The following is a 26,287-nucleotide window of genomic DNA, read 5'->3' on the forward strand; positions in this document are numbered from 1 at the left end:
GCGCCGCGCGCGGCCGCGGCGGTTCGGCGCTCAGCCGGGATACGCCTCGTCGACCTTCAGCCCCGCGAGCTTGAAGATCACCCGCAGCGTCTGGGGCTTGATATCGCGGCGCGCGGCCAGCGACGACATCACGAAGTCGAGCACCTTCGCATACTTCAGCAGGATCAGGCAGTTCTCCAGATCCGCCGCGCCGTCGCGCATCTGCTCGGCGATGCGCAGCATCTCGACCGAGATGTCGCGCGCCATTTCGAGTTCCAGTTGCTGTTTTTCGGTCCACCCGGGGGTGGCCAGCAGCTTCGTGAGCAGTTCCTGGAATTTCTGCTCGGCGTTTCCGTCCGGTTGTGCGTTCATCGCTGCCTCATACCCGGCGTTGCGCTTCCCGCAACGTGTGCCGTTTGCGGAAAATGATGCCGGCTTGCCTGGCGCCGCAGCCTCGACGGCCCGGCGTGACGCTCCCTATGCGCGTGCCGCAGGTCTTTGCCTCGACCTTGCAGCCGCGCCCCTCGGTCCCTCGGCATCGGGGGGCTGTCGCCCGCCGCGTCGTTTGGTGTTGTTCGAACCCCTGCCGCCACGCGAATGCCGTGCCCGACGACCGTGAGCCTGGATGCCGGCCCTGTGCATGCCCGCGCGTGTTTGTGTGGTTCGCGCGTCGGTTCGCGGGCCGCCCGCCGGCCTCGCATCGCTTTTTCCGTAAAATGGCAGTCAATCCACCCTGCTTCCGTCGCCTGTCGCACGTTTTGCGGCATTCGACTTCATTCTCTCTGCGTATCCAGCGATGTCCAGCAAGACCTACGAAGTCCGCCCCGAGCAGTCGATCGAGCTCCTGAAGGAGCTTCACATTCTGACACGCGACGGCAAGATGAATCAGGACAGCCGCCGCAAGCTCAAACAGGTGTATCACCTGTTCCAGTTCATCGAGCCGCTGCTGAAAGATCTGAAAGCCGATGGCCGCGACATCACGCTAGTCGATCACGGCGCGGGCAAATCGTATCTAGGTTTTATCCTGTACGACCTGTTTTTCAAAGGGCTCGGCGACGGATCGCGAATCTTTGGCATCGAAACGCGCGACGAACTGGTGCAGCGCTCGTGCGAGCTTGCGGCACGGCTCGGTTTCGACGGGATGTCGTTCCTGACGCTGTCGGTCGCCGACTCGATCGCGTCGACCGCGTTGCCGCCGACCGTCGACATCGTCACCGGCCTGCACGCGTGCGATACCGCGACCGACGACGCGATCCGTTTTGCGCTGCGCAAGAAGGCGCGTTACATCGTCGTCGTGCCGTGCTGCCAGGCGGAGGTCGCGGGCGTGCTGCGGCGGAACAAGGGCAAGTCGCTCGGCGACGCGCTGACCGAAATCTGGCGTCATCCGCTGCACACGCGCGAGTTCGGCAGCCAGATCACGAACGTGCTGCGCTGCCTGCAACTCGAAGCGCACGGTTATCAGGTCAGCGTGACGGAGCTGGTCGGCTGGGAGCACTCGATGAAGAACGAGCTGATCGTTGCGCAGTACAAGGATCTGCCGCGACGCCGTCCGGCAGAGCGGCTGCGCGAGATTCTCAGCACGCTCGGGCTGGCCGAACTGAACGAACGCTTCTTCGTGGACGACGGCATTGACGGCGCCGCGGCCGGGGCCGTGGTGGAGGCGGGCGATCGCGGGTGACACCCGCCGCGTCATTCGGCGTCGTCGCTGCGGCTCATCCACTCGCGCCAGCCGGCGGGGCCGAGCCGGCGCAGCGTTGCCTGGTTGCGTCCGTAGATCGCCTCGGCGTCCGGAAACGCATCGACCGCGCGTTCGATGCTCGCCTCGCGCAGCAGATGCAGGATCGGATACGGCGCGCGGTTCGTGTAGTTCTCGATGTCGTCCGGCGCGGCGCCTTCGAACTGGTACTGCGGATGAAAACTCGCGATCTGCAAGGTGCCTTCCAGACGCAACTGCTTCAGCAGGCGGTCCGCGAAATACAGGCTGTCGTTGAAGTCCGCGAAGTTGGCGAGCGCGTGCGGGAAGATCAGCAGCGTCGTGTCGCGTTCGGCGGGATCGGCGTTTTGCAGCGCGAGCAGCTCGGCTTCGAGATCGGTCAGCACGTGTTCGAGGTCCGTCGCGTCGCTGATCGCGTAGCGGATCTGGTTCTTCACGTGCACGCTCTTCGCGAACGGACACAGGTTCAGGCCGATCACCGCGCGCGTGAGCCAGTGGCGGGTCGCCTGAAGGATGTCGTCGTGCGACGGCGCGGGGTCGGGTCGATCGGTAGGGAGGGCGGTCATCCGCGCATTTTACCGACGCGTTGCGGCGCGCGCGGACGCGGGTTGCCGCAGCGGTTCGGCGGGCAGGCGTAAGCGCGTTACGCGTCCGATGGCGTGCCGGGTTTCGGCGGGCATGCGGCTTCGATCAGCAGCTTCGCGACGCGCGGCGCCGCCTGGATCGGCCCGCAGCCCGTGCCGTGAGTCTGGCTCGCCGCGTAGACGCCTTCGATCAGCAGCGCGAGCGAGTTGGCGAGCGCGGCCGGATCGGCGGCGTTGGCCTCTGTCGCGACGTCGGTCAGGCGCGCGACGAGGCGCGTCTTGTTGTCGAGGACGGCGCGCCGGGCCGGATGCGACGCATCCGGAAACTCCGCCGCGACGTTCACGAACGGACAGCCGCGATAATCGCTCGCCGATGCGCGCTGCGTCAGGTCGTCGAAGTATTGCAGCAACTGCTTCGCGGGCTCGCCCGGATGTTTCGCGAAGCTGCGTTCGACGCGTTCGAAGAAGCGTCCGTCCGCGCGCTTCAGGTACGCGACGACGAGGTCGTCCTTCGACGAGAACTGCCGGTACAGGCTCATCTTGTTGACGCCCGCGCGCTCGACCACGGCCTCGACGCCGACCGCGCGCACGCCTTGCTGATAGAACAGGTCGTCGGCCGCGCGCAGCAGATGTTCCTGCGCGCGCGGACCGGCCGTGTGCGCGCGGCGGCGCGCCGGTGCGGCGGGGAGCGAGGTGGGATCGTCGTTCATGGGCTTTCTGGCGTCAGGGACATCGCTTGACATGTTACCGACCGGTAACTAACATCGCAACTCTCTTGTGACAGGGCGGTACCAATCGCCGCATGCCGGTAGTCGTCGGAGACCGGCATGGCGGACGGCGGAACCCCGTCGGCCGCGCAAGTATACGAACGAATCATACGAACGACGACTCCGCGAGCGGAGCGACCTGGAGCACCGATGAACTGGGCAGCGGCAAGGATAGGCGGGCGTTTCCATTACGGATGGCTCGTGGTGGCGGTGGTATTTCTGGTGCTGCTCGCGGCGGCGGGCACGCGCGCGACGCCGAGCGTGCTGATGGTGCCGCTCGAACACCAGTTCGGCTGGAGCCGCGCGACGATCTCGCTGGCGATTTCGGTGAACATCGCGCTGTATGGGCTGATGGGCCCGTTCGCCGCCGCCGCGATGCAGCGTTTCGGCGTGCGGCCGACCGTGCTCGTCGCGGTCGGCACGATGGCGGCGGGCGTGGCGCTGTCGTCGATGATGAGCGCGCCGTGGCAGATGGTGCTGATCTGGGGCGTGATGGTCGGCGGCGCGACCGGGGTCGCGGCGCTGTCGCTGTCGGCGACGGTCGTCACGCGCTGGTTCACCACGCATCGCGGCCTTGCGATGGGGATCCTGACCGCCAGTTCCGCGACCGGCCAGCTCGTATTCCTGCCGTTCCTCGCGGCGATCGCGCAGAAGCACGGCTGGCAGTCGGTCGTGCTGGTCGTCGCGGCCGCGGCCGTCGTCGTGCTGCCGCTCGTGGCGTTCCTGCTGCCGGAGCGGCCGACCGACGTGCAGCAGCGTCCGTTCGGCGAAGCGCACGATGCGCCGGTCGCGCCGCCGGCGCCGCACCAGAATCCGCTGAGGATCGCGTTCGACGCGCTGACGTCCGCGAGCCGCACGCGCGACTTCTGGCTGCTGTTTTTCAGCTTCTTCATCTGCGGCGCGAGCACGAACGGCTACGTCGGCACCCACCTGATCGCGATGTGCGGCGACTACGGGATGACGGAAGTGCAGGGTGCGTCGCTGCTCGCGACGATGGGGATCTTCGACCTGTTCGGCACGACGCTGTCCGGCTGGCTGTCGGACCGCTTCAACAGCCGCGTGCTGCTGTTCTGGTACTACGGGCTGCGCGGGCTGTCGCTGATCTATCTGCCGCACGCGTTCGGGATCGACTTCTTCGGCTTGCCGATCTTCGCGGTGTTCTACGGGCTCGACTGGATCGCGACGGTGCCGCCGACGGTGCGGCTCGCGACCGACGTGTTCGGCAAGGAGCGCGCGCCGATCGTGTTCGGCTGGGTCGTCGCGGGCCACCAGCTCGGCGCGGCGTTCGCGGCGTTCGGCGCGGGGCTGCTGCGGTCCAGCCTCGGCACGTACACGGTTGCGTCGATGATCTCGGGCGGGCTGTGCCTCGTCGCGGCGGTGCTCGTGCTGCGGATCAACCGCGGGCCGCGGGCGGTGACGACGCTGGCGGTGTGACGGCGGGGCGCGCGACGCGCCCGTTCTGACCGGTTGACCGGCGGCCAATGGGCATGCGATCGGGGCGGCGACGGCACAAGCGGCATCTTTCGGGGGACGCCGCGGGGTCATCGCCGCGTGCAGAAAGAACCTGCCGCGTGATGCGCCATCCCGCCGCAACCCTCGCTTCCCGGCGTCGCCGCTTCCGCCATCCGGCGTCGATCCGCGTCGCCGAACATCGGACAGCGCATTTCACTTTGCCCGGTTATGCTATGGGCCCCGGGGCGAGCCGCCCTCCATCAATCGAGGATTGAGAAGCGCATGACGCACAAACCCGCACCTACCGCTGTGCCCATTCATGAACTGATCGCCGGCCGCTGGAGCCCGCGCGCGTATTCGAGCGAGCCGGTGAGCCGCGACGCGCTGCATGCGGTGGTCGAGGCGGCACGCTGGGCGCCGTCCGCGTACAACCTGCAGCCGTGGCGCTTCATCGTGTTCGACCGCGCGACCGACGAGGCGGCGTTCAAGCGCGCGTTCGCGACGCTCGTGCCGTTCAACCAGCAATGGAACACGCCGGCCCCGATCCTGATCGCGGTGACCGCGCAGACGCTGAACGCGAAGGGCGAAGTGAACCGCACCGCGCAGTACGACACCGGCGCGGCCGCGATGTCGCTGGTGTTGCAGGCGCACGCGCTCGGCCTCGCCGCGCACCAGATGAGCGGTTTCGACGCGAACGCGTTCCGCACCGAGTTCGCGATCCCGAACGACGTCGACGTGCTCGCGATCATCTCGATCGGCCACTACGGCGACGCGGACAAGCTCGAACCGGTGCTGCGCGACCGCGAAAAGGCCGAGCGCAGCCGCTCGGCGGTCGGCGACGTCACCTACGAAGGCGCGTGGAAGAAGCCGTTCCACGCCTGACCGGCGCGCTCGACAGGCGCAGCCGGACCGACGAACGCGCGGGGTTGCCGCGCGTTTTTCATTGGGGCTGCATCGGGCGGGTCCGGTTGCTGCGCGCCGCGCTTTCGTGTTAAAAAGCCGGTCCTCTCCCCTGCCCGCGCGAGCCGAATGCGGCACGTCCCTGCCATGACCACCTTCTGCGCGATCGACTTCGGAACCTCCAACTCGGCGGTGGCGCTGCCCACCGCGGACGGGCTGCGGCTCGCGCCCGTCGAAGGCGCGCACGTGACGCTGCCGACCGCCGTGTTCTTCAACGTGGACGAACACACGCGCGAGTACGGCCGCGCGGCGCTCGACGCGTACATCGACGGTTTCGACGGGCGGCTGATGCGCTCGATGAAGAGCATCCTCGGCTCGCCGCTCGCGGAGACGACCACGGACCTCGGCGACGGCAGCGCGATTCGCTACACGGACGTGATCACGATTTTCCTGGAGCACCTGAAGCGCAGCGCGGAGCATTTCGCGGGCGCGCCGATCGCGCGTGCGGTGCTCGGCCGGCCGGTGTTCTTCGTCGACGACGACCCGCGCGCGGACCAGCTCGCCCAGCATCAACTGGAGGCGGCCGCGCGCGCGGTCGGCTTCTCCGAGATCCAGTTCCAGTACGAGCCGATCGCGGCCGCGTTCGACTACGAGTCGCGGCTGACGGAAGAAGGGCTCGTGCTCGTCGCGGACATCGGCGGCGGCACCTCCGACTTTTCGCTCGTGCGCGTCGGCCCGCAGCGGATGCAGCGGCTCGAACGCAAGGACGACGTGCTCGCGCATCATGGCGTGCACGTCGCCGGCACCGACTTCGACCGCCGCGTCGAACTCGCGACCGTGCTGCGCGAACTCGGCTACCAGTCGCTCGATCCGCAGGGGCGCGAAGTGCCGAACCGCGTGTACTTCGATCTGGCCACCTGGCACCTGATCAACACCGTCTATCCGCCGAAACGCGTCGCGGAACTGCGGCTGATGCGCCATCTGTATCGCGACGCGCGGCATCACGAACGGCTGATGCGCGTCGTCGAGGAGCGGCTCGGCCATGCGCTCGCGGCGCGCGCGGAAGAAGCGAAGATCGGCGTGTCGGCCGGCGGCGAGACGCTGATCGACCTGGAACGCGTCGAGGACGACCTGCGGCTCGCGTTCGACGAGGCGCAACTGGTCGACGCGGGCCACGACGAAATGCGCCGCATCGTGCAGGCGGCGCGCGACACCGTGCAGACCGCCGGCGTCGCTGCGCGCGACGTGAGCGCGATCTATTTCACCGGCGGCTCGACCGGGCTCGTGTTCCTCACCCGCGCGCTGGCGGACGCGTTCCCGGACGCGCGGCCGGTGTTCGGCGACCGGCTCGCGAGCGTCGCGACCGGACTCGGCATCCACGCGCAGCGGCTGTTCGGCTGAACGGCTGCTGTCCTTTCCTGCCGATTCGTCGCTGCAAATGAAAAACCCCGCGTTCCGGCTGGAACACGGGGTTTTTCGGTAAGCTTGCCATCCGGGACGCCGCTCAGGCAGGCATCCGGGCGGTCAGGGTCTTACAGCGGCTTGATGTTCGCCGCTTGCTTGCCCTTCGGGCCAGTCTTCACTTCGAACTGAACCTTCTGGTTTTCCTGCAGCGTCTTGAAGCCGTCGACGCGGATTTCCGAGAAATGCGCGAACAGATCTTCGCCGCCGCCGTCCGGCGTGATGAAGCCAAAGCCCTTAGCGTCGTTGAACCATTTGACGGTACCGGTTTCCATATTACTTTCCTAAAAATGAATTTGAGGCCGAAGCCCGAAGGTGCATGAAAATCAAGGAAGGGGATGGGAACAGCCGGAGTACCGTTTGACAGGCGAGCAACCACGAAAGACCAATTCACACTCGACGCTTGAAATCCTGCCCGCACTTTATACGGCGAATCGACAGTGAGTGTCAACTGGGGCGCCTGCTGATGGACGGTGTTTTTATCATGAGGGTCAAAACGTCGCTTACAAAGCTTGCAAATTTTTCCGGATTTTTGTAGGACGCAGCACATTTTTGAAGCTAAGCGGCGGTGCAACCGTTAAACTACGCGCCGCGCGAAAAGTTGCGCCGCGCAGGTGCAGCCTTTGCGCGCAGAGGCGACCGCCGCGTGGAGGTTTCCAGCCGTTTCCCATGACCGCGCGGTGTCGATCTGCTCTTCATACAGGAGAAGACGTGAAAAGTTCTATTCAACGGAACATCGGCCCGCTCGCGCTGATGTTTACCGGTCTCGGCTCGATCATCGGATCGGGCTGGCTGTTCGGGGCGTGGAAAGCAGCGAAGATTGCCGGTCCCGCAGCTATCTGCGCGTGGGTGATCGGCGCGGTCGTGATTCTCGCGATCGCGCTCACCTACGCGGAACTCGGCGCGATGTTCCCCGAGTCCGGCGGCATGGTGCGCTACGCACGCTACTCGCACGGCGCGCTGGTCGGTTTCATCAGCGCGTGGGCGAACTGGATCGCGATCGTATCGGTGATTCCGATCGAGGCGGAAGCGTCGATCCAGTACATGAGCACGTGGCCGTACCCCTGGGCGCACGCGCTGTTCGTGGACGGTTCGTTAACGACAAACGGGCTCTTGCTGTCCGCGGTGCTCGTGGTCGTGTACTTCATGCTGAACTACTGGGGCGTGAAGCTGTTCGCGCGCGCGAACACCGCGATCACCGTGTTCAAGTTCGTGATTCCGGGCCTGACGATCATCGGCCTGATGGCCGGCGCGTTCCATCACGAGAACTTCGGCCAGGCCGCGACGTTCGCGCCGTACGGCTGGTCGGCGGTGTTCACGGCGGTCGCGACGAGCGGCATCGTGTTCGCGTTCAACGGCTTCCAGAGCCCGATCAACCTCGCGGGCGAAGCGCGCAATCCGGCGAAGAGCGTGCCGTTCGCGGTGATCGGCTCGATCCTGCTGGCGCTCGTGATCTATGTGCTGCTGCAGATCGCATACATCGGCGCGGTGAATCCGGCCGATGTCGAGAAGGGCTGGAACCTGTTCAACTTCAAGTCGCCGTTCGCGGAACTCGCGATCGCGCTGAATCTGAACTGGCTGGCGATCCTGCTGTACATCGATGCGTTCGTGTCGCCGAGCGGCACCGGCACGACCTACATGGCGACCACCACGCGGATGATCTACGCGATGGAGCGCAACAACACGATGCCGAAGATGTTCGGCAACGTGCACCCGCTCTACGGCGTGCCGCGTAACGCGATGTGGTTCAACCTGCTCGTGTCGTTCCTGTTCCTGTTCTTCTTCCGAGGCTGGAGCGCGCTCGCGGCGGTGATCTCGGTCGCGACGGTGATCTCGTACCTGACGGGCCCGATCAGCCTGATGGCGCTCAAGCGCGCGGCGACCGACCTCGAACGTCCGCTGCACGTGCCGGCAATGAAGGTGATCGCGCCGTTCGCGTTCGTCTGCGCGTCGCTGATCCTGTACTGGGCGAAGTGGCCGCTGACCGGCGAAATCATCCTGCTGATGGTCGTCGCGCTGCCGGTGTATTTCTACTTCCAGGGCAAGTCGGGCTGGGAAGGCTGGGGCCGCGACCTGAAGGCCGCATGGTGGCTCGTCGCGTACCTGCCGCTGATGGCGCTGCTGTCGCTGATCGGCAGCAAGCAGTTCGGCGGCTCCAACCTGATTCCGTACGGCTGGGACATGCTGACCGTCGCGGTCTTCTCGCTGGTGTTCTATTTCTGGGGCGTGAATTCGGGCTATCGCACCGAATACCTCGAAGAGCGCGAAAAGCACGACGAGATTCTCGAAGGCATGGGCGCCTGAGGTTCGGCGCACTCGCAGCGTCGGAGCCGGCACATGCCGGCTCCGGCGGCGGTAACGAGGCTATGAAAAAACCCGCCTGAAGCGATTCAGGCGGGTTTTTTTGCGTCCTGTCGGGCTGGCGGACTCTTCAGGCGGTCGCCGGGCCGAACACGTAGTTCGTCATCGCGAGCGCGCGCTGGTACGTGCCGAGCGACTGCACGGTCAGCGCGTAGTCGTCGTCCGCCGCGCCGAGCGCGGCGAATACCGGCAGCAGATGCTCGTCGGTCGGATGCATCAGCTGCGCATACGGCGCGCGGCGGCGGTAGTCGAGCAGCGCATCGACGTCGCGCGCGCGCAGCCGGTCCTCGAACCAGTCGGTGAACTCGGCGACGCGCGGGTCCGCGTCCTCGGGCCGCGCGGAAAAATCGGCGGCGCGCAGGTTGTGCGTGATCTGGCCGGAGCCGATCACCATCACGCCGTCGTCGCGCAACGCGCGCAGCGCGCGGCCGATCGCGAAGTGGTGCGCGGCGTCCGCGCGCGGCTGGATCGACAACTGCGCGACCGGCACGTCGGCCTCGGGGAACATCAGCAGCATCGGCACCCATGCGCCGTGGTCGAGCCCATACGGCTCGCTGCCGGTCGCGATGCCCTGCTCGCCGAGCAGCGCGGCGGCGCGGCGCGCGGTGTCGGGCGCGCCCGGCGCCGGATACTGGATCTCGTACAGCGCGCGCGGAAAGCCGTAGAAGTCGTGGATCGTTTCCGGCCGCGTCGCGGTGCTGACGACCGGCTGCTGCGTGCCCCAATGCGCGGACAGCATCAGGATCGATTCGGGCCGCGGCAGTTCGGCGGACAGCGTGGCGAAGCCGCCGGACGGCAGCGACGGGTCGATCGGCAGCGTCGGCGCGCCGTGCGACAGGAACAGCGTCGGAATGCGGGAAGGTGAGGTCATGGCCTGAAGGACGCGACAGGCGTCCGGGTGGATTCAGTTGATCTCAATATAGTTGTGTCGCGCGAGGAATTAAACGGCCCCAGCGGGATTTGATTGCATCGTGCCTGTTGATAATCGTCAGCCGCGCGAGAAGCCGCCGCCGAAGCGTGCATTGGCGACGCGCCGGGTCAATCGCCGGCGCCGCCGCGCAGCCCGGTCCACGCCGACGCGAGCGGCGGCCCGAGCGAGAACAGGTCGAGCACGCGCGCGACCGTCTGATCGACCATCTCTTCGATCGACGCCGGCCGGTTGTAGAACGCCGGCAGCGGCGGAAAGATCACGCCGCCCATCTCGGTGACGGCGGTCATGTTGCGCAGGTGCGCGAGGTTGAGCGGCGTTTCGCGCACCAGCAGCACGAGCCGGCGGCGCTCCTTCAGCGTGACGTCGGCCGCGCGCGCGATCAGGTTGTCCGCGAGCCCGTGCGCGATGCTCGCGAGCGTATTCATCGAGCACGGCGCGACGATCATCCCGTCGGTCGCGAACGAGCCCGACGCAAGGGCCGCGCCGATGTCGCGCACCGGATGGACGACGTCCGCGCGCGAATGCAGTTCGTCCTTCGTGAGTCGCAGCTCGTGCTGGATGTTCAGCCAGCCGGCCGCCGAGATCAGCAGATGGGTTTCGACGCCGCCGAGTTGCCGCAGCAGGTCGAGGGCGCGGACGCCGTAGATTGCGCCGGTCGCGCCGGTGATCGCGACGATCAGCCGGCGCGGGCGATGAAGCAGCGTGACGTCGGCGGGGCTCACGACTGCCGCCCCGCGTCCCGGGTCAAACGGAAAGGCAACGACGCGTGAAACCGCGTCACGCGGCGGCGAACAGTTGCTGGAGTTCGCCGTTCTGGTACATCTCCATCATGATGTCCGAGCCGCCGACGAATTCGCCGTTCACGTAAAGCTGCGGGATCGTCGGCCAGTTCGAGAATTCCTTGATGCCCTGGCGGATCCCGTCGTCTTCGAGCACGTTGACGGTCTTGAACTGATCGACGCCGCAGGCTTTCAGGATCTGCACCGCCCGGCCGGAAAAGCCGCACATCGGAAACTGCGCGTTGCCCTTCATGAACAGGACGACGGCGTTTTCATCGACGATCTGCTTGATGCGTTGTTGGGTATCCATGACTGACCTTGCTAGAGATTGATGCGAGACAAGGCGAAATGATAGCGGATTTCGCCGGGGCGAGCCGGGCGCTGCCAGGCGCGCGTGGGCGCGCCCGCGCGCGGTCCTGCTGCGGTTCCGGCGCGCGCGGTTCAGTTCGTGAAACGGCCGCCGCTGATCCGCTCGATGCCGGCCAGGTCGCGCATCGAGCGCACGTCCGCAAAGCCGCGCGCGGTCAGCAGCGCGCGTACCGCTTCGGCCTGGTCGTAGCCGTGTTCCATCCACAGCACGCCGTCCGGCGCGAGCCAGCGCGGCGCGTCGGCGACGATCGCGCGCAGCGCCGCGAGGCCGTCCGCTTCGTCGGTGAGCGCGCCGCGCGGCTCGAAACGCAGGTCGCCGGACGACAGGTGAGGGTCGCCGTTCGCGATATACGGCGGATTGCTGACGATCGCGTCGAAGCGCAGCGCCGGATCGAGCGCGTCATACCAGTTGCCTTCGACGAACGTCAATGCGCCGCCGGACCGGCCCGGCCCGGCGAGCCGCGCCGCGTTGCGCGCGGCGATCGCGAGCGCGGCGGCCGAGCGGTCGACCGCCCACACACGCGCGTCGGGCCGCGCGGACGCGATCGCGACCGCAATCGCGCCGCTGCCGGTGCCGAGATCCAGCACGCGCGGGTGCGCGATGCGATCGAGCGCGTCGAGCGCCGTTTCGACCAGCAATTCCGTTTCGGGGCGCGGGATCAGCACGTCCGGCGTCACGTCGAAATCGAGCCCGAAGAATTCGCGCGAGCCGGTCAGTTGCGCGACCGGCTCGCCGCTCACGCGGCGCGCTTCGAGCGCGCGAAAGCGCGCGACGCTCGCGGCGTCGAGCGGCTCGTCGCCGCGCGTGATCAGTTCGGTGCGGCGCCAGCCGAGCACGTGCGTGAGCAGCACGCGTGCTTCGAGCACGGGCAGCGGCGACGCGCGCAGCAGCGCGGCGGCGCTGGTGCTGGGGTTTTCGTCAGCGGCCATCGCGGGTCGTCATTCCGCGTCGCCGAGCGACGCAAGCAGTTCCGCCTGATGCTCGCTGACGAGCGCCGCGATCAGTTCGTCGAGGTCGCCGTCCATGATCGCTTCGAGGCGGTACAGCGTCAGGTTGATCCGGTGATCGGTGAGCCGCCCCTGCGGGAAGTTGTACGTGCGGATCCGCTCGGAGCGGTCGCCGGAGCCGACGAGGCTCTTGCGCGTCGCCGCCTCTTTCGCGTGCTGCTCCTGGTACTGGCGGTCCTTGATCCGCGCGGCGAGCACCTTCAGCGCGCGGTCCTTGTTCTTGTGCTGCGAGCGGTCGTCCTGGCACTCGACGACGATCCCGGTCGGAAGATGCGTGACGCGCACCGCCGAATCGGTCTTGTTGATGTGCTGGCCGCCCGCGCCCGACGCGCGGAACGTGTCGATCCGCAGGTCGGACGGGTTGATCTCGACTTCGCCGATTTCGTCGGCTTCGGGCATCACCGCGACCGTGCACGCGGACGTGTGGATGCGGCCCTGCGTTTCGGTCGCCGGCACGCGCTGCACGCGATGGCCGCCCGATTCGAACTTCAGCTTCGAGTACGCGGCCTCGCCGGCGATCCGCACGATCACTTCCTTGTAGCCGCCGAGGTCCGACTCGCTCGCGGACATCATCTCGACCTGCCAGCGGTTGCGTTCCGCGTAGCGCAGGTACATCCGCAGCAGGTCGCCCGCGAACAGCGCGGACTCGTCGCCGCCGGTGCCGGCGCGGATTTCGAGGAAGATGTTGCGGTCGTCGTTCGGGTCCTTCGGCAGCAGCATCTTCTGGAGATCGAGCTGCAACTGCGCCATCCGCTCGCGCGCGCTTTTCACCTCGTCCTCGGCGAACTCGCGCATCGACGCGTCCGCGAGCAGTTCCTCGGCGGCCGCCTGGTCGGCTTTGGCCCGCCGCCACTGCGCGTAGTGCTCGACCACCGGCCCCAGTTCCGCGTGTTCGCGCGTGAACTTGCGGTACTGGTCGCGGTTCGACGTGACGTCCGGCCGGCTCAACAGGTCATTCAGCTCGGCCAGGCGCGTAGTCAGCTGGTCGAGCTTGGATTGCATGCTCGTCTTCATCGGGCGGTGCGGAGCGGGCTCCGGAAAAGGAATGCGGGAAAGGGCGGTGCGGGATGCCCGGACGCGGGCGGCGGCGCGGCGCGCGAAGCGCCGCAGCGGGGTGATCGTCGCTAACGGTCGGACGAACCGGTCGGGTTGCCGTGACGGTAGAAGCCGCTCATCAGCTCGATGAGCGAATCGCGATTGTCGCTGCTCGCGCTGTGGAGCGCGTGCGTCGGGCCATGGATCAGCTTGTTGGTCAGCGCCTGCGACAGCGCTTCGAGCACCGCCGCCGGGTCGTCGCCGCGCGCGAGCATCTTCTTCGCACGTTCGAGTTCGGCGCGGCGCAGCGTGTCCGCCTGCGTATGCATGTGGCGGATCACCGGCACGATGCTGCGCGAGTCGAACCACTGCATGAAGTTCTGCACGCGCGTCTCGATGATCGTCTCGGCCTGCGCGACCGCCGCCTGGCGCGATGCGTTGCCTTCGCGGACGATCGCGCCGAGGTCGTCGACGGTGTACAGGAACACGTCTTCGAGCTGGCCGACTTCCGGCTCGATGTCGCGCGGCACCGCGAGGTCGACCATGAAGATCGGGCGGTGGCGGCGCGCCTTCACCGCGCGCTCGACCGCGCCCAGGCCGATGATCGGCAGCGTCGACGCGGTGCACGACACGATGATGTCGAACTCGTGCATCCGCGCGGGCAGTTCGGACAGCGGGATCGCGTGGCCGCCGAAGCGTTCGGCGACATCGCGGCCGCGCTCGGCGGTGCGGTTCGCGACCACCAGTTCGCGCGGCTGCTGCGCGGCGAAGTGCGCGGCGCACAGTTCGATCATTTCGCCCGCGCCGATGAACAGCACGCGCTGCGTCGACACGTTTTCGAAGATGCGCTGTGCGAGCCGCACCGCGGCCGCGGCCATCGACACCGACTGCGCGCCGATTTCGGTCGTGCTGCGCACTTCCTTCGCGACCGCGAAGGTGCGCTGGAACAACTGGTTCAGATAGGTGCCGAGCGCGCCGGCCTCGGACGCCGTGCGGACCGCGTTTTTCATCTGGCCGACGATCTGCGTTTCGCCGAGCACCATCGAGTCGAGCCCCGACGCGACGCGGAACGCGTGCCGCACCGCTTCCGACTGCGGAAGCGCGTACACGTGCGGCGCGAGTTCTTCCTCGCGGATGCCGTGGTAGTGCGACAGCCACTGCACGGCCGCGTCGCGCGAGCCGTGGTCGTCGGACGCGCAGTACAGCTCGGTGCGGTTGCAGGTGGACAGGATCGCGGCTTCCGGCACGTTCAGCGCGCGGCGGCCGGCCCACGCTTCCTTCAGGGTGGCGAGCGCGGGCTTGATCTGTTCGAGCGGAAACGCCACGCGTTCGCGCAAGGCGACAGGCGCGGTGTGGTGATTGATTCCGATCGTTAGGAGCTGCATACCGTGGGGCCGAGATTTTGGCGGATATTATAACTTTTCCCCGATTTCGGCATTGGGCACGGCTGTGGCGGCGCGTACACAGGCCTGGCGCACCTGGCCGGGATGTCGTTCGGACGGCCGAGCCCCGCCGTCATTGGGGTTGCGAGCCGTTGTACACAAGGTGATCGGGGCAGATCGGAATAGCCTGAACGAGTGTGCCCAGGTTTATGCGACGGAACGCCGCGGAACCGGCTGCACGGCTTTGGAGCCGCCGCGGACCGGCCGCGCCCCGGGTGAATTTCGCCGGAATTCGCGAAGCGAACCCGCCCAGCCACATCCTTATCGGCCGGATGGGCAACGTGTGCCGCGCACCGGCCCCGCGAACTTGCGTTGCTTCATCGCGCCCCCTACACTCGGTCGCTACGCTGGCTGCGGGCCGCCGCGCAGGCCGCCGCCGTTCACCGACAACCCTCAACGAGACGAAGATGCCAGTCACCGGGTCGATACGCGCCTGTCCGATTTGTTCCAGAATCGTCGGAACGCGTCGCTAATGGGCTGGATCGGCATCGCGATACTCGGCGCGGTCGTCGGCGTCGCCGGCTGGTGGCTGCATCCGCTGCGCGGTCGCGCCCGTCGCGGGCTGTGGCGCGCGGTGCTCGCCGGCATCGCCGGCGCGGCGCTCGCGAACGCGGCCGGCCGCACGACCGGCGCTTTCCTCGACGGCGAGACGCTGCAATGGCCGGTTTGCACGGCCGTCGCGCTGCTCGCGGCCGCCGCGATCGCGAGCCTGTCGTTCCGGCGCTGACCCGCGCGCCGTCGGCACGCAACGCCGGCGTCGCGCCGCACGCGAACCCGGCGTTCCCATTCCATTTCCGCAGGTGAAACCATGACCGCCCGACTTCCCGAAACGTCCTCGATTCCCGAGCGGATCGCCGCGCTGCGCGCCGCGATGGCGCGCGAAGGCGTCGCCGCGACCCTCGTTCCGTCCGCGGACCCGCATCTGTCCGAATACCTGCCGCCGCGCTGGCAGGGCCGGCAGTGGCTGTCGGGCTTCACCGGCTCGGTCGGCACGCTCGTCGTGACCGCCGACTTCGCCGGCGTGTGGGTCGACAGCCGCTACTGGGTGCAGGCGGAACAGCAACTGGCCGGCACCGGCGTGCAGTTGATGAAGATGATGGGCGGCCAGCAGACCCAGCCGCACATCGACTGGCTCGCGCAGAACGTGCCGGCGGACGCCGCCGTCGCGGTGGACGGCGCGGTGCTCGGCGTCGCGTCGGCGCGCGCGCTGGCCGACGCGCTCGGCGCGCGCGGCGTGACGCTGCGCACCGATCTCGACCTGCTCGATCACGTGTGGTCCGCGCGGCCGTCGCTGCCGGTCGAGGCCGTCTACGAGCATGTCGCGCCGCACGCGGACACGAGCCGCGCCGGCAAGCTCGACCAGTTGCGCCGCGCGTTGCAGGAGAAGGGCGCGCAGTGGCACTTCATCTCGACGCTCGACGACCTCGCATGGCTCTTCAATCTGCGCGGCGCGGACGTCAGCTACAACCCGGTGTTCGTCGCGCATGCGCTGATCGGGCTTGACGCCGCGACGCTGTTCGTCGCCGAAGGCAAGGTGCCGCCGGCGCTCGCCGCCGCGCTCGCGCGCGACGGCGTGCAGGTCGCGCCGTATGCGCAGGCCGCCGCCGCGCTCGCCGCGCTGCCCGCCGGCGCGACGCTGCTGGTCGATCCGCGCCGGGTCACGTATGGGTTGTTGCAGGCGGTGCCGTCGACGGTGAAGCTCGTCGAGTCCGTCAATCCGACGACGTTCTTCAAGTCGCGCAAGACCGCCGCCGAGGCGGAGCATATCCGCGCGACGATGGAGCAGGACGGCGCGGCGCTCGCCGAATTCTTCGCGTGGTTCGAACAGGCGCTCGGCCGCGAGACGGTCACCGAACTGACGGTCGACGAGCGGCTCACCGCCGCGCGCGAGCGCCGGCCGGGTTTCGTGTCCTTGAGCTTCGGGACCATCGCCGGCTTCAACGCGAACGGCGCGATGCCCCATTACCGCGCGACGCGCGAGTCGCACAGCACGATCGCCGGCGACGGCCTGCTGCTGATCGACTCCGGCGGCCAGTATCTGGACGGCACGACCGACATCACGCGCGTCGTGCCCATCGGCACGCCGAGCGACGCGCAGCGGCGCGACTTCACCGTCGTGCTGAAGGGAATGATGGCGCTGTCGCGCGCGCACTTCCCGCGCGGCGTGCGCTCGCCGATGCTCGACGCGATCGCGCGCGCGCCGATCTGGGAAGCCGGCGCGGACTACGGCCACGGCACCGGTCACGGCGTCGGTTATTTCCTGAACGTGCACGAAGGCCCGCAGGTGATCTCGCACTACGCGCCGGCCGAGCCGTGGACCGCGATGGAAGAAGGGATGATTACGTCGGTCGAGCCGGGCATCTACCGGCCCGGCAAGTGGGGCGTGCGGATCGAGAACCTGGTATTGAACCAGCCGGCCGGCAAGACCGAGCTTGGCGACTTCCTGAAATTCGAGACGCTGACGCTGTGCCCGATCGACACCCGCTGCATCGACCTCGCGCTGCTGCGCGCGGACGAGCGCGAGTGGCTGAACGCGTACCACGACACGGTGCGCCGGCGCGTGTCGCCGCACGTGTCCGGCGATGCGAAGGCGTGGCTCGACGCGCGTACGCAACCGGTCTGATCTCGCGGGAGACGCGGCGATGGCGATCAAGGCGGTGGTGTTCGATTTCGGCGGGGTGCTGGTGGACTGGAGCCCCGACTATCTGTATCGCAAGCTGATTCCGGACGACGACGAGCGCCGCTGGTTTCTCACGCACGTGTGCGGCCTCGACTGGGTGATCCGCCAGGACGGCGGGCAGACGCTCGCGGACGGCACCGCCGAGCGCATCGCGCAGTTCCCGGACCACGAGGCGCTGATCCGTGCGTTCTACGACCGCTGGCACGAGATGATCGGCGGGATGCTCGACGGCGGCGTCGCGACGTTCGAGAAGCTGGAGGCGGCCGGTCTGCCGCTGTTCGGGCTGACGAACTGGTCGGCGGAGACGTTTCCGTATGCACAGGCGAATTTCCCGTTGCTGTCGCGTTGCCGTGATGTCGTCGTGTCCGGTCACGTGAAGCTCGTGAAGCCGGACGCGGCGATCTTCCACGAGATGTTCCGGCGCATCGACGCGCAGTTGCCGGGCATCGCGCCGCACGAACTGGTGTTCATCGACGACAACCGGATGAACGCCGACGCCGCGACCGCGCTCGGCTGGCACGGCATCCATCACACGAGCAACGCGGCGACCGACGCGCGGCTGCGCGAACTGGGGCTGCCGATCTGAACGTCCAGGGCCGCGCGGCGCGCGTGCTTATCGGTCTGATTACTGGCCGAGCAGGTTGCGCAGCGCGTCGCCGAGGCCCCTCGCGGTTTCGCCCGCGCCCTTCACGACGCCTTCCGCGCTGACGCCGAGCGCCTTCGCGAAACCCGTGCGGATTTCGGTCAGCAGGTGCTCGTTCAGCTCGAACTTCGGATCGCGCAGGTTGCCTTCGAGCGTGAAGTGCAGCGTGAGGTTGCCGTTGTGCGTCTTCAGCGCGGCGATCGCCGCGCGCGTCGGGATCGCCATGAACGTGTCGAGCGGGTTGCCGGTCGGCGCGAGTTGCAGGTCGTGCAGCGTCAGCGTGCCGGGCGCGTGCAGATGGTAGTCGCGCACCGTCGACACGAGATCGAGATCGACGGTGCCGCCGGTCACGCGCGCCTTGGTGCCGGCTTTCTTCAGCAGATACGGATCGAGCGTCGCCACGTCGACGCCGCGCAGCGTCGTCGTGGTCTGCGAGTCGCGGCTCGCGATCCGGATCCAGCCGCCGAACGCGACGTGCCCGGTATGCGACGGCCCGCGGATCGAGCCGGTGACCGACAGTTGCGTCGGCTCGTCGAGCGCGGGCAGGCGCAGATGATCGACGGTCGCGTTCGCGTCGCCGACCGTCACGCGGTACGGCGGGTTGCCGACCGAACGGTCGTAGAACTCGAACGTGCCGTGCTGGAACGCGATGTGATCGACGAGCTTTTCTTCGGGCGGCGAACCGGACCCGCTGCCCGGCGACGCGCCGCCGCCGGTGTTCGACACCGACTGGCGCAGGTTCGGCAGCAACTGGATCGAGCCGCTCTGGCGGCGCAGCACGGTCAGGTCGAAGTCGCTGACCGTTATGTCGCGAATGTGCACGCGGCGCGCGAGCAGCGCGCGCCGGTCCGGCGTGATCGTGATCCGCGCGGCGCGCAGCGCGTCGGGGGCCGGCCAGTCCGGCGGCGCCTTCAGCCGCACGTTCACGAGTTCGATCGACGTGAGCCCCACGTCGATCCGCTCCGCGCTGCCGAGCGGCCCGAGCGCGGCGACCACGCGGTTCTTCACCGCGTGCTGGAGCGCAATGGCCCCGCCGAGCGCGGCGAGCACCAGCACCGCGACGACGATGACGGCGGCAACGGCAACGCGGGAGCGGGTCGATCTCGCCATGCGGTTCTCCTTGAGCGCCGCGTGGCGCAACGAACGCCGCGCGGCGTGAGCGGGGCGCGCAACCGTCGTGCCGCGCGAAGCAACGTCGGGAAGAAGAGTTGGGGCGGCCCGGCACGGCGGCGTACGCGCCGCCGTCCCGAAAGCGCTTACCGGCTGATCGGCTTGTAGCGCAGACGCTTCGGCCGCGCCGCTTCCTCGCCGAGGCGCTTGATCTTGTCCGCCTCGTACTCCTGGTAGTTGCCGTCGAAGAACGTGACCTGCGAGTCGCCTTCGAACGCGAGGATGTGCGTCGCGATCCGGTCGAGGAACCAGCGATCGTGCGAGATCACCATCACCGAGCCCGCGAATTCGAGCAGCGCGTCTTCGAGTGCGCGCAGCGTTTCGACGTCGAGATCGTTCGACGGCTCGTCGAGCAGCAGCACGTTGCCGCCCGAAATCAGCGTCTTCGCGAGATGCAGCCGGCCGCGCTCGCCGCCCGACAGGTTGCCGACGATCTTCTGCTGATCGCCGCCCTTGAAGTTGAAGCGGCCGATGTACGCGCGCGACGGCGTCTCGTACTTGCCGACCGCGAGCACGTCCGCGCCGCCCGAGATTTCCTCGAACACCGTCTTGCTGCCGTCGAGCGCGTCGCGGCTCTGGTCCACGTAGGCGAGTTTCACGGTCGGGCCTTGCACGATCTCGCCCGAGTCCGGGGTTTCCTTGCCGGTCAGCATCCGGAACAGCGTCGATTTACCGGCGCCGTTCGGCCCGATGATGCCGACGATCGCGCCGGCCGGAATCTTGAAGCTCAGGTTGTCGATCAAGAGGCGGTCGCCGTACGACTTGCTGACGTTCCTGAACTCGATCACTTCGTTGCCGAGACGCTCGCCGGCGGGGATGAAGATTTCCTGCGTTTCGTTGCGCTTCTGGTATTCCTGGCTCGACAGTTCCTCGAAGCGCGCGATCCGCGCCTTCGACTTTGCCTGGCGGCCCTTCGGGTTCTGGCGCACCCACTCCAGTTCCTTCTTGATCGCCTTCTGGCGCGCGGACTCGGACGTCTCTTCCTGCTTCAGCCGCTCTTCCTTCTGGTCGAGCCAGCTGCTGTAGTTGCCCTTCCACGGAATGCCGTGGCCGCGGTCGAGTTCGAGAATCCATTCGGCCGCGTTGTCGAGGAAGTAGCGATCGTGCGTGACCGCGACGACAGTGCCCGGGAAGCGCGTCAGGAACTGTTCGAGCCATTCGACCGATTCCGCGTCGAGGTGGTTGGTCGGTTCGTCGAGCAGCAGCATGTCGGGCTTTTCGAGCAGCAGCTTGCACAGCGCGACGCGGCGTTTCTCGCCGCCCGACAGGTTCTCGATCTTCGCGTCCCACGCGGGCAGACGCAGCGCGTCGGCGGCGATCTCGATCTGCTGCTCGGGGCTGCCGCCGTCGGCGGTGGCGAGAATCGCCTCGTATTTCGCCTGTTCGGCGGCGAGCGCGTCGAAATCGGCGTCCGGCTCCGCGTAGGCCGCGTAGATGGCGTCGAGTTTCTTCTGTGCGTTGAACACGTCGCCGAGGCCTTCCTCGACGGCCTCGCGCACCGTTTTCTGCGGATCGAGCTGCGGTTCCTGCGGCAGATAACCGATGTTCAGGTTGGGCATCGGCGTGGCTTCGCCTTCGATGTCCTTGTCGACGCCCGCCATGATGCGGATCAGCGTCGATTTACCCGAGCCGTTCAGGCCCAGCAGGCCGATCTTCGCGCCGGGGAAGAACGACAGCGAGATGTCTTTCAGGATCTGGCGCTTGGGCGGCACGATCTTGCCGACCCGGTTCATGGTGAAGACGTATTGGGCCATGGGAGTGGTCTTTGCAAAACAGGGGAATGGGGTGGGACGCGCGCGGCCGATGGGTCCTGGCCGCGCGTCGTGACCGCGATTGCAACGGCTGCTGAACCGCTATTGTACGAGGCGTCCCGCGATGCCGGGTGCGGCGCGGCTCATGCGGAGGCGTGTCATAGCCATTCGGCCACGCCGCCGTGGCGCGAGCAGGTGCCGCTGCGATGACGGCTGAAGCTGTACGTGCCGTCGCGGCAGCGCGCGGTCGCGCCGTCGGGCGCGCGGCCGGACAGCGAATGCGCGGGCGCGTGGACCGACTGGCCGTCGCGGTTCAGGTAGGCGTTGTGATTGTCGAGGTTGCGTTCGTCCGGCGTCGCCGATGACGGCTGGAACGCGAACGCCGCGAACGGCGACGCGAGCGCGACGGTCGCGGCGAGCGCGACGGCCGCGGTGCGCAGCGGGGTTCGAAGCAGCGTAGGGGCGCTCATGGGCTCGTTGTTGTCGTCGCTGTTCCTGGCGTCGGTCGGCCGCTGGTCCGGCGGTCGTGAAAAAGCCCGCGCTCGCGCGGGCTTCGGTCATGCGGTGCTGAAACTGCCGTGGCAGGCGAGCTCGCCGGAGCGGGCCGTGCGAACGGTTACACGTTGAACAGAAAATTCATCACGTCGCCGTCGTGCACCACGTACTCCTTGCCTTCCGCGCGCATCTTGCCGGCTTCCTTCGCGCCCTGTTCGCCCTTGAACGCGATGAAGTCGTCGAACGCGATCGTCTGCGCGCGGATGAAGCCGCGCTCGAAGTCCGTGTGGATCACGCCGGCCGCCTGCGGCGCGGTATCGCCGATGTGGATCGTCCACGCGCGCACTTCCTTCACGCCCGCGGTGAAGTACGTCTGCAGGCCGAGCAGCTTGAACGCCGCGCGGATCACGCGGTTCAGGCCCGGCTCGTCCATCCCCATGTCCGCGAGGAACACGGTCTTGTCCTCGTCCGCGAGGTCCGCGATTTCCGCTTCGATCGCCGCGCACACGGCGACCACCGGCGACTTCTCCGCGTCCGCGTACTGGCGGATCGCGTCGAGGTGCGGGTTGTTCTCGAAGCCGTCTTCCTTCACGTTCGCGACGTACATCGTCGGCTTGGCGGTGATCAGGCAGAACGGCTTGATCAGCGCCAGTTCGTCGTCGGACAGGTCGAGCGCGCGGACCGGCTTCGCCTGGTCCAGCTGCGCGCGGACCTTGTCCAGCACCGCGACGAGCTTCCCCGCTTCCTTGTCGTTGCCCGACTTCGCGGCCTTCGAGTAGCGCGCGAGCGCCTTTTCGACGGTGCCGAGGTCGGCGAGCGCGAGTTCGGTGTTGATCACCTCGATGTCGGACAGCGGATCGACCTTGCCCGCGACGTGGATCACGTTGTCGTCCTCGAAGCAGCGGACGACGTGCGTGATCGCATCGGTTTCGCGGATGTTCGCGAGGAACTGGTTGCCGAGTCCTTCACCCTTGCTCGCGCCCGCGACGAGGCCCGCGATGTCGACGAACTCGACGACGGCCGGCACGATGCGCTCGGGCTTGATGATCTCTGCGAGCTGCGTGAGGCGCGCGTCCGGCACTTCGACGACGCCGACGTTCGGCTCGATCGTGCAGAACGGATAGTTCTCGGCCGCGATGCCCGCCTTGGTGAGCGCGTTGAACAGGGTGGACTTGCCGACGTTCGGCAAGCCGACGATGCCGCATTTGAGGCTCATGAGGATCCTTCAGTGAATCAGTGAGTTGCGTGATGCGCTCGACGCTGCGGGCGGGGTGCTGGCGGCAATGGCGGATGGCATCGCAGAGGACCGCGGCGGAGCGGACAAGACACCGGAGCGGGCGGCGGCCCGGGCTTCGGGTGCAAGCTGTGTCACGAAAGGGGGAATTGTAACTCTTTCGGATGGGCGCCCTGGTGCGGGCGCCGGGAAGCGCATGGCGGCGGGGCAGAGCACAGGGCGCTGCCCGCGGCGAGGGTGGCGAGTGCGGCGAAGCGTGCCGGCCGCATCGCGGCGGCCGGCATCGCGCCGGCTTCATCGATAGTAGTAGCCGTCGTGATGGTGGTGATAACCGCCGTCGGGGACCACGATGCATCCTCCGAGCGACGTGCCGACGAGCGCGGCGAGAATGGCGAATGCAGCGAGACGTTTCAAGTGAACCTCCGGTTGTTTCCGTAGGCAGCACTTTAGCGGGCGGGTCGCTGACCGGCTGTGTGCGACTGTGTGCGTTTGTAAGTAAACGTTTGACGGCGAGGCCGCGCGAACGAGGCTCGCGGAGAAACTTCCCGCGACGTTCGCCTGCAAAAGGAAAGAGGGGATTAGTCGGCCGGGCGCTTGTCGGCGAGCGCCCATTCGCAGTCCTTCAGCACCTGCATCACGAGTCTTGCCTGATGGTTCAGGTCGTCGGTGTCGATGATCTCCTCGACCGCGTCGCGCGCCCACGTGGCATCGATGAACCACGCATGCTGTCTCGCGATGTCGACGGCGATCGCCGCGAGCTTCGCGACCGCGAGCCAGTCGGCCTCGCGGCCGTGGCGGTCGAGCCACTTGTGCGCCGCCTCGACGTGGAACGCCGCGTTGGGCCACGACTCGTTCAGGTAGTAGGCTCCGAGGCTTCCGCAGGTGAGCCAGCAGAGCAGCTCCACGCGGTCGCGCGGGCTCAGGTGGTGGCGTACATCACTCATGGCGACGCTCGCTAAGGTGGTGGGGAACACGTTTGCGCGCGCTCGCGCAAACCTTTGTCTCCGACGCGAAAAGAGTACCACGCCATTAGCCGTAGCACGCAACGCACCCGACCCGATCGTGGGCATCCGAACGTAACGCCGCGAGTCGTGCGGCGACCCGCCGTGGCCCGTGGGCAGCGGGCCGGCAGGCTGTTCCGGCGATTCGCGCGTCGCGCGCGCTGCGGGCGAATGCGGGCAATCCCTGGCGCGGAATGCGGGCGCCGGAGGCAGCCGGTTGCCGTACCGCAAGCCGATGCCGCCCGCGGGTTTTGGGGCGAGAGCCCCCGGCTATAATGCGCGGATGACTGCATCCACCCAGACTTTCGATGTCGCCGTGATCGGCGGCGGGCTTGTCGGCAAGTCGGCCGCGCTCGCGCTGACGCAAGGCGGCCTGCGCGTCGCGCTGCTCGCGCAGCCTTGCGCGCCGCTGCCGCCCGGCGCGGTTTTCGACGCGCGCGTTTATGCGCTGTCCGGCAGTTCGCAGGCGCTGCTGGAGCGGCTGCGGGTCTGGCAGGCGATCGATGCCGCGCGCCTCGCGCCGGTCTACGACATGCGCGTGTTCGGCGACGCGGCGGCCGAACTGCACTTCTCCGCGTATCAGGCGTCGGTGCCGCAACTCGCGTGGATCGCCGAATCGTCGGTGATCGAGCGCGCGCTCGACGCCGCGCTGCACTTCCAGCCGAATCTCACGTGGGTCGATGCGCGCGCGCAGTCGTTCGACGCGACCGGCGACGCGGCGGTGATCGGCCTCGCGAACGGCCGCGTGATCGAAGCGGACCTCGCGGTCGGCGCGGACGGCGCCCATTCGTGGCTGCGCGCGCAGATCGGCTCGAAGGTCGAACGGCGCGACTACCGGCAGACCGGCGTCGTCGCGAACTTCCGCGCGGAGCGTCCGCACGGCGAAACCGCGTACCAGTGGTTCCGCGACGGCGAGATCATCGCGCTGCTGCCGCTGCCGGACAATCACGTGTCGCTCGTGTGGTCCGCGCAGACCGAACATGCAAACGCGCTGCTGAAGCTCGAACCGCAGCAGCTGGCGGCCGAAGTCGAGCGCGTGACGCTCGGCCATCCGGGCGCGCTCGACTGCGTGACCCCCGCGCGCGGTTTTCCGCTCGCGCTGCAGACGGTCGACCGGCTGATCGCGCCGCGCGTCGCGCTGGTCGGCGACGCCGCGCACCTGATCCACCCGCTCGCGGGCCAGGGCGTGAACCTCGGCCTGCGCGACGTCGCGGCGCTCGTGGACGTGGTCACGCAGAAGGAAGCGTTCCGCAGACTCGGCGACACGGTGCTGCTGCGCCGCTACGAGCGCGGCCGCCGCGAGGACATCCGCAAGCTCGTCGTCGCGACCGACGGCCTGCAACGGGTCTTTTCGATTCCCGGTACGATTGCGCGGGTGGTGCGCAACACCGGCATGGCGCTCGTCGGCTCGCAGCCGCTCGTCAAACGCTGGCTCGTCGCGTCGGCGCTCGGCTGAACCACAGGGCAGGGCGCGCGCCGCGCGGTTGCGGGTCTGCCGGCGGGGCGTCAGAATGGGCGGCTGGACGGTGACGGCCCGCCGCGCCCGGCGCCGATCGAACCGATCGAACCGATCGGTGCGGATGTCCGGCAACGGAAGCGATAACGGAAACCGCATCGGCCGACGCCCCGGCGCGACACTCAACCCGCCGCGCGAACGGCGCGCGCGACAGAACACAGAACCTGGAAGCAACACATGCAAAAGCGAATCCGTGGTATTGCGGCGCTGGTGCTCGCGGTGGCGGCCGCGGCGCTCGGCTGTTCCGCGCAGGCCGACCAGACGACCGACCGCCTCAAGGCCACGTTGCAGTCGCGGCTCGGCTCCGATGCGTCGATCAAGGGCATCGCGAAGTCGCCGATTGCCGGGCTGTACGAGGTGAACCTCGGCACGCAGATCATCTATAGCGACGCGAACGGCGACTACCTGCTGCTCGGCGACCTCGTCGATTCGAAGACGCGCCGCAATCTCACCGACGCGCGCCTGAGCGACCTGAACCGGATCGACTTCGCGAGCCTGCCGTTCGCGGACGCGGTGAAGGTCGTGAAGGGCAACGGCAGCCGCAAGATCGCGGTGTTCTCGGACCCGAACTGCCCGTATTGCCATCAGCTCGAAACCACGCTGAAGTCGGTCGACAACGTGACGGTGTACACGTTCCTGTACCCGGTGCTGTCGCCGGACTCGACCGCGAAGGCGAAGTCGATCTGGTGCTCGTCCGACCGCGCGAAGGCATGGGAGTCGTGGATGCTCGACCGGCGCGCGCCGAGCGCCGCCGGCACCTGCGATACCGCCGCGATCGACAGCAACCTGTCGCTCGGCGCGAAGATGAACGTCAACGGCACGCCGACGATCTTCCTCGCGGACGGCCGCCGTCTGCCGGGCGCCGTGCAGGCGGACCGGCTCGATCGCGAGCTGAACGCGGTCCGCTGAGCGTCGCCGTCGTTCTTCGCTTCGCGGCGGCGGGCGTCGCCCGTCGCGCGAAGCCGCAGTCGTCACCGTTGCCATTCACCCTGTCGTTCGCCCTTGTCGTTCACCC

Annotated in this window: 25 protein-coding genes; 10 read left to right on the forward strand and 15 right to left on the reverse strand. The window is 67.9% G+C overall.

The window, feature by feature from the left end; all coding sequences use genetic code 11:
• Window positions 1-30: 30 nt before the first annotated feature.
• A complete protein-coding gene (locus BLV92_RS03210) occupies window positions 31-351 on the reverse strand; it encodes a type II toxin-antitoxin system HicA family toxin (RefSeq protein WP_090542174.1) in 321 nt (106 codons plus the stop codon).
• Between the two features lie 424 nt (window positions 352-775).
• Between BLV92_RS03210 and BLV92_RS03215 the strand changes: the two genes are divergently transcribed.
• Window positions 776-1,657 carry a class I SAM-dependent methyltransferase gene (locus BLV92_RS03215; RefSeq protein ID WP_090542175.1) on the forward strand — a complete coding sequence of 294 codons (882 nt, stop codon included), beginning with the start codon at window positions 776-778 and terminating at the stop codon, window positions 1,655-1,657.
• 11 nt (window positions 1,658-1,668) lie between these two features.
• Here the strand turns inward: BLV92_RS03215 and BLV92_RS03220 are convergent, their stop codons facing one another.
• Together BLV92_RS03220 and BLV92_RS03225 are read right to left on the reverse strand one after the other, a co-directional pair.
• A complete protein-coding gene (locus tag BLV92_RS03220) occupies window positions 1,669-2,259 on the reverse strand; it encodes a DUF1415 domain-containing protein (RefSeq protein WP_090542177.1) in 591 nt (196 codons plus the stop codon).
• 77 nt (window positions 2,260-2,336) lie between these two features.
• Window positions 2,337-2,987 (reverse strand): TetR/AcrR family transcriptional regulator, encoded by a 651-nt coding sequence (locus tag BLV92_RS03225; protein ID WP_090542179.1) that lies wholly within the window; start codon window positions 2,985-2,987, stop codon window positions 2,337-2,339.
• A 207-nt stretch (window positions 2,988-3,194) separates the two neighbouring features.
• On the opposite strand from BLV92_RS03225, the gene BLV92_RS03230 reads away from it, so the two are divergent.
• The 3 genes from BLV92_RS03230 to BLV92_RS03240 all read left to right on the forward strand — a co-directional run bounded on the left by BLV92_RS03230 (window position 3,195) and on the right by BLV92_RS03240 (window position 6,797).
• A complete protein-coding gene (locus BLV92_RS03230; protein WP_090542181.1) occupies window positions 3,195-4,478 on the forward strand; it encodes an MFS transporter in 1,284 nt (427 codons plus the stop codon).
• A 300-nt stretch (window positions 4,479-4,778) separates the two neighbouring features.
• On the forward strand, window positions 4,779-5,378 hold the full coding sequence (locus BLV92_RS03235) for a nitroreductase family protein (protein ID WP_166676722.1): 600 nt from the start codon (window positions 4,779-4,781) through the stop codon (window positions 5,376-5,378).
• A 165-nt stretch (window positions 5,379-5,543) separates the two neighbouring features.
• Window positions 5,544-6,797: an Hsp70 family protein gene (locus tag BLV92_RS03240; RefSeq protein WP_373681903.1), complete on the forward strand. Its 1,254-nt coding sequence runs from the start codon at window positions 5,544-5,546 to the stop codon at window positions 6,795-6,797.
• 131 nt (window positions 6,798-6,928) lie between these two features.
• On the opposite strand, the gene BLV92_RS03245 is transcribed toward BLV92_RS03240, so the two are convergent.
• Window positions 6,929-7,132, reverse strand: a complete 204-nt coding sequence (locus tag BLV92_RS03245) for a cold-shock protein (RefSeq protein WP_090542185.1) — start codon at window positions 7,130-7,132, stop codon at window positions 6,929-6,931.
• 436 nt (window positions 7,133-7,568) lie between these two features.
• Here BLV92_RS03245 and BLV92_RS03250 point away from each other — a divergent pair, with 436 nt between their 5' ends.
• On the forward strand, window positions 7,569-9,161 hold the full coding sequence (locus BLV92_RS03250; RefSeq protein WP_090542187.1) for an APC family permease: 1,593 nt from the start codon (window positions 7,569-7,571) through the stop codon (window positions 9,159-9,161).
• Window positions 9,162-9,288: 127 nt separating this feature from the next.
• Here BLV92_RS03250 and BLV92_RS03255 read toward each other — a convergent pair whose 3' ends face one another.
• The 6 genes from BLV92_RS03255 to hemA form a co-directional block, all read right to left on the reverse strand.
• Entirely contained in the window at window positions 9,289-10,089 is an 801-nt protein-coding gene (locus BLV92_RS03255) for a DODA-type extradiol aromatic ring-opening family dioxygenase (protein ID WP_090542189.1), read from the reverse strand.
• Window positions 10,090-10,256: 167 nt separating this feature from the next.
• Window positions 10,257-10,871, reverse strand: coding sequence for a UbiX family flavin prenyltransferase (locus BLV92_RS03260; protein ID WP_243844017.1), 615 nt, complete (start codon window positions 10,869-10,871; stop codon window positions 10,257-10,259).
• Between the two features lie 55 nt (window positions 10,872-10,926).
• On the reverse strand, window positions 10,927-11,238 hold the full coding sequence (gene grxD, locus BLV92_RS03265) for a Grx4 family monothiol glutaredoxin (RefSeq protein ID WP_090542191.1): 312 nt from the start codon (window positions 11,236-11,238) through the stop codon (window positions 10,927-10,929).
• A gap of 131 nt (window positions 11,239-11,369) precedes the next feature.
• On the reverse strand, window positions 11,370-12,227 hold the full coding sequence (prmC, locus tag BLV92_RS03270; RefSeq protein WP_090542192.1) for a peptide chain release factor N(5)-glutamine methyltransferase: 858 nt from the start codon (window positions 12,225-12,227) through the stop codon (window positions 11,370-11,372).
• Between the two features lie 9 nt (window positions 12,228-12,236).
• Window positions 12,237-13,319, reverse strand: a complete 1,083-nt coding sequence (prfA, locus tag BLV92_RS03275; RefSeq protein WP_090542194.1) for a peptide chain release factor 1 — start codon at window positions 13,317-13,319, stop codon at window positions 12,237-12,239.
• 110 nt (window positions 13,320-13,429) lie between these two features.
• The gene (hemA, locus tag BLV92_RS03280; RefSeq protein WP_090542196.1) at window positions 13,430-14,725 is read right to left on the reverse strand and encodes a glutamyl-tRNA reductase; all 1,296 of its coding nucleotides are present in this window, start codon (window positions 14,723-14,725) and stop codon (window positions 13,430-13,432) included.
• Between the two features lie 529 nt (window positions 14,726-15,254).
• Between hemA and BLV92_RS03285 the strand changes: the two genes are divergently transcribed.
• From BLV92_RS03285 to BLV92_RS03295, 3 genes are all read left to right on the forward strand, one after another.
• Window positions 15,255-15,509 (forward strand): hypothetical protein, encoded by a 255-nt coding sequence (locus tag BLV92_RS03285; RefSeq protein WP_090542198.1) that lies wholly within the window; start codon window positions 15,255-15,257, stop codon window positions 15,507-15,509.
• 81 nt (window positions 15,510-15,590) lie between these two features.
• Window positions 15,591-17,405 (forward strand): aminopeptidase P family protein, encoded by a 1,815-nt coding sequence (locus BLV92_RS03290; RefSeq protein ID WP_090542199.1) that lies wholly within the window; start codon window positions 15,591-15,593, stop codon window positions 17,403-17,405.
• Window positions 17,406-17,424: 19 nt separating this feature from the next.
• Window positions 17,425-18,048 carry an HAD family hydrolase gene (locus BLV92_RS03295; protein WP_090542201.1) on the forward strand — a complete coding sequence of 208 codons (624 nt, stop codon included), beginning with the start codon at window positions 17,425-17,427 and terminating at the stop codon, window positions 18,046-18,048.
• 39 nt (window positions 18,049-18,087) lie between these two features.
• Here BLV92_RS03295 and BLV92_RS03300 read toward each other — a convergent pair whose 3' ends face one another.
• From BLV92_RS03300 to BLV92_RS03325, 5 genes are all read right to left on the reverse strand, one after another.
• Entirely contained in the window at window positions 18,088-19,215 is a 1,128-nt protein-coding gene (locus tag BLV92_RS03300; RefSeq protein ID WP_090542203.1) for a DUF748 domain-containing protein, read from the reverse strand.
• A 146-nt stretch (window positions 19,216-19,361) separates the two neighbouring features.
• The gene (gene ettA, locus BLV92_RS03305) at window positions 19,362-21,029 is read right to left on the reverse strand and encodes an energy-dependent translational throttle protein EttA (protein WP_090542205.1); all 1,668 of its coding nucleotides are present in this window, start codon (window positions 21,027-21,029) and stop codon (window positions 19,362-19,364) included.
• A 155-nt stretch (window positions 21,030-21,184) separates the two neighbouring features.
• Complete coding sequence (locus BLV92_RS03310) at window positions 21,185-21,496, reverse strand: DUF3761 domain-containing protein (RefSeq protein ID WP_090542207.1); 312 nt, start codon at window positions 21,494-21,496, stop codon at window positions 21,185-21,187.
• Between the two features lie 146 nt (window positions 21,497-21,642).
• Entirely contained in the window at window positions 21,643-22,737 is a 1,095-nt protein-coding gene (gene ychF, locus BLV92_RS03315) for a redox-regulated ATPase YchF (RefSeq protein ID WP_090542210.1), read from the reverse strand.
• 596 nt (window positions 22,738-23,333) lie between these two features.
• Window positions 23,334-23,699 (reverse strand): hypothetical protein, encoded by a 366-nt coding sequence (locus BLV92_RS03325; protein ID WP_090542213.1) that lies wholly within the window; start codon window positions 23,697-23,699, stop codon window positions 23,334-23,336.
• 340 nt (window positions 23,700-24,039) lie between these two features.
• Between BLV92_RS03325 and BLV92_RS03330 the strand changes: the two genes are divergently transcribed.
• Window positions 24,040-25,212, forward strand: a complete 1,173-nt coding sequence (locus BLV92_RS03330; RefSeq protein ID WP_090542215.1) for a UbiH/UbiF family hydroxylase — start codon at window positions 24,040-24,042, stop codon at window positions 25,210-25,212.
• Between the two features lie 237 nt (window positions 25,213-25,449).
• Entirely contained in the window at window positions 25,450-26,181 is a 732-nt protein-coding gene (locus tag BLV92_RS03335) for a DsbC family protein (protein ID WP_090542217.1), read from the forward strand.
• Window positions 26,182-26,287 lie beyond the last annotated feature (106 nt).

The organism is Paraburkholderia caballeronis (assembly GCF_900104845.1).
GTDB lineage: Bacteria > Pseudomonadota > Gammaproteobacteria > Burkholderiales > Burkholderiaceae > Paraburkholderia > Paraburkholderia caballeronis.

What these genes read in the sequence shown, in the direction of transcription:
- BLV92_RS03210 (WP_090542174.1), bottom strand. Translation starts at nt 351, where the DNA reads ATGAACGCACAACCGGACGGAAACGCCGAGCAGAAATTCCAGGAACTG.
- BLV92_RS03215 (WP_090542175.1), top strand. Translation starts at nt 776, where the DNA reads ATGTCCAGCAAGACCTACGAAGTCCGCCCCGAGCAGTCGATCGAGCTC.
- BLV92_RS03220 (WP_090542177.1), bottom strand. Translation starts at nt 2,259, where the DNA reads ATGACCGCCCTCCCTACCGATCGACCCGACCCCGCGCCGTCGCACGAC.
- BLV92_RS03225 (WP_090542179.1), bottom strand. Translation starts at nt 2,987, where the DNA reads ATGAACGACGATCCCACCTCGCTCCCCGCCGCACCGGCGCGCCGCCGC.
- BLV92_RS03230 (WP_090542181.1), top strand. Translation starts at nt 3,195, where the DNA reads ATGAACTGGGCAGCGGCAAGGATAGGCGGGCGTTTCCATTACGGATGG.
- BLV92_RS03235 (WP_166676722.1), top strand. Translation starts at nt 4,779, where the DNA reads ATGACGCACAAACCCGCACCTACCGCTGTGCCCATTCATGAACTGATC.
- BLV92_RS03240 (WP_373681903.1), top strand. Translation starts at nt 5,544, where the DNA reads ATGACCACCTTCTGCGCGATCGACTTCGGAACCTCCAACTCGGCGGTG.
- BLV92_RS03245 (WP_090542185.1), bottom strand. Translation starts at nt 7,132, where the DNA reads ATGGAAACCGGTACCGTCAAATGGTTCAACGACGCTAAGGGCTTTGGC.
- BLV92_RS03255 (WP_090542189.1), bottom strand. Translation starts at nt 10,089, where the DNA reads ATGACCTCACCTTCCCGCATTCCGACGCTGTTCCTGTCGCACGGCGCG.
- grxD (WP_090542191.1), bottom strand. Translation starts at nt 11,238, where the DNA reads ATGGATACCCAACAACGCATCAAGCAGATCGTCGATGAAAACGCCGTC.
- prmC (WP_090542192.1), bottom strand. Translation starts at nt 12,227, where the DNA reads ATGGCCGCTGACGAAAACCCCAGCACCAGCGCCGCCGCGCTGCTGCGC.
- prfA (WP_090542194.1), bottom strand. Translation starts at nt 13,319, where the DNA reads ATGAAGACGAGCATGCAATCCAAGCTCGACCAGCTGACTACGCGCCTG.
- hemA (WP_090542196.1), bottom strand. Translation starts at nt 14,725, where the DNA reads ATGCAGCTCCTAACGATCGGAATCAATCACCACACCGCGCCTGTCGCC.
- BLV92_RS03285 (WP_090542198.1), top strand. Translation starts at nt 15,255, where the DNA reads ATGGGCTGGATCGGCATCGCGATACTCGGCGCGGTCGTCGGCGTCGCC.
- BLV92_RS03290 (WP_090542199.1), top strand. Translation starts at nt 15,591, where the DNA reads ATGACCGCCCGACTTCCCGAAACGTCCTCGATTCCCGAGCGGATCGCC.
- BLV92_RS03295 (WP_090542201.1), top strand. Translation starts at nt 17,425, where the DNA reads ATGGCGATCAAGGCGGTGGTGTTCGATTTCGGCGGGGTGCTGGTGGAC.
- BLV92_RS03300 (WP_090542203.1), bottom strand. Translation starts at nt 19,215, where the DNA reads ATGGCGAGATCGACCCGCTCCCGCGTTGCCGTTGCCGCCGTCATCGTC.
- ettA (WP_090542205.1), bottom strand. Translation starts at nt 21,029, where the DNA reads ATGGCCCAATACGTCTTCACCATGAACCGGGTCGGCAAGATCGTGCCG.
- BLV92_RS03310 (WP_090542207.1), bottom strand. Translation starts at nt 21,496, where the DNA reads ATGAGCGCCCCTACGCTGCTTCGAACCCCGCTGCGCACCGCGGCCGTC.
- ychF (WP_090542210.1), bottom strand. Translation starts at nt 22,737, where the DNA reads ATGAGCCTCAAATGCGGCATCGTCGGCTTGCCGAACGTCGGCAAGTCC.
- BLV92_RS03325 (WP_090542213.1), bottom strand. Translation starts at nt 23,699, where the DNA reads ATGAGTGATGTACGCCACCACCTGAGCCCGCGCGACCGCGTGGAGCTG.
- BLV92_RS03330 (WP_090542215.1), top strand. Translation starts at nt 24,040, where the DNA reads ATGACTGCATCCACCCAGACTTTCGATGTCGCCGTGATCGGCGGCGGG.
- BLV92_RS03335 (WP_090542217.1), top strand. Translation starts at nt 25,450, where the DNA reads ATGCAAAAGCGAATCCGTGGTATTGCGGCGCTGGTGCTCGCGGTGGCG.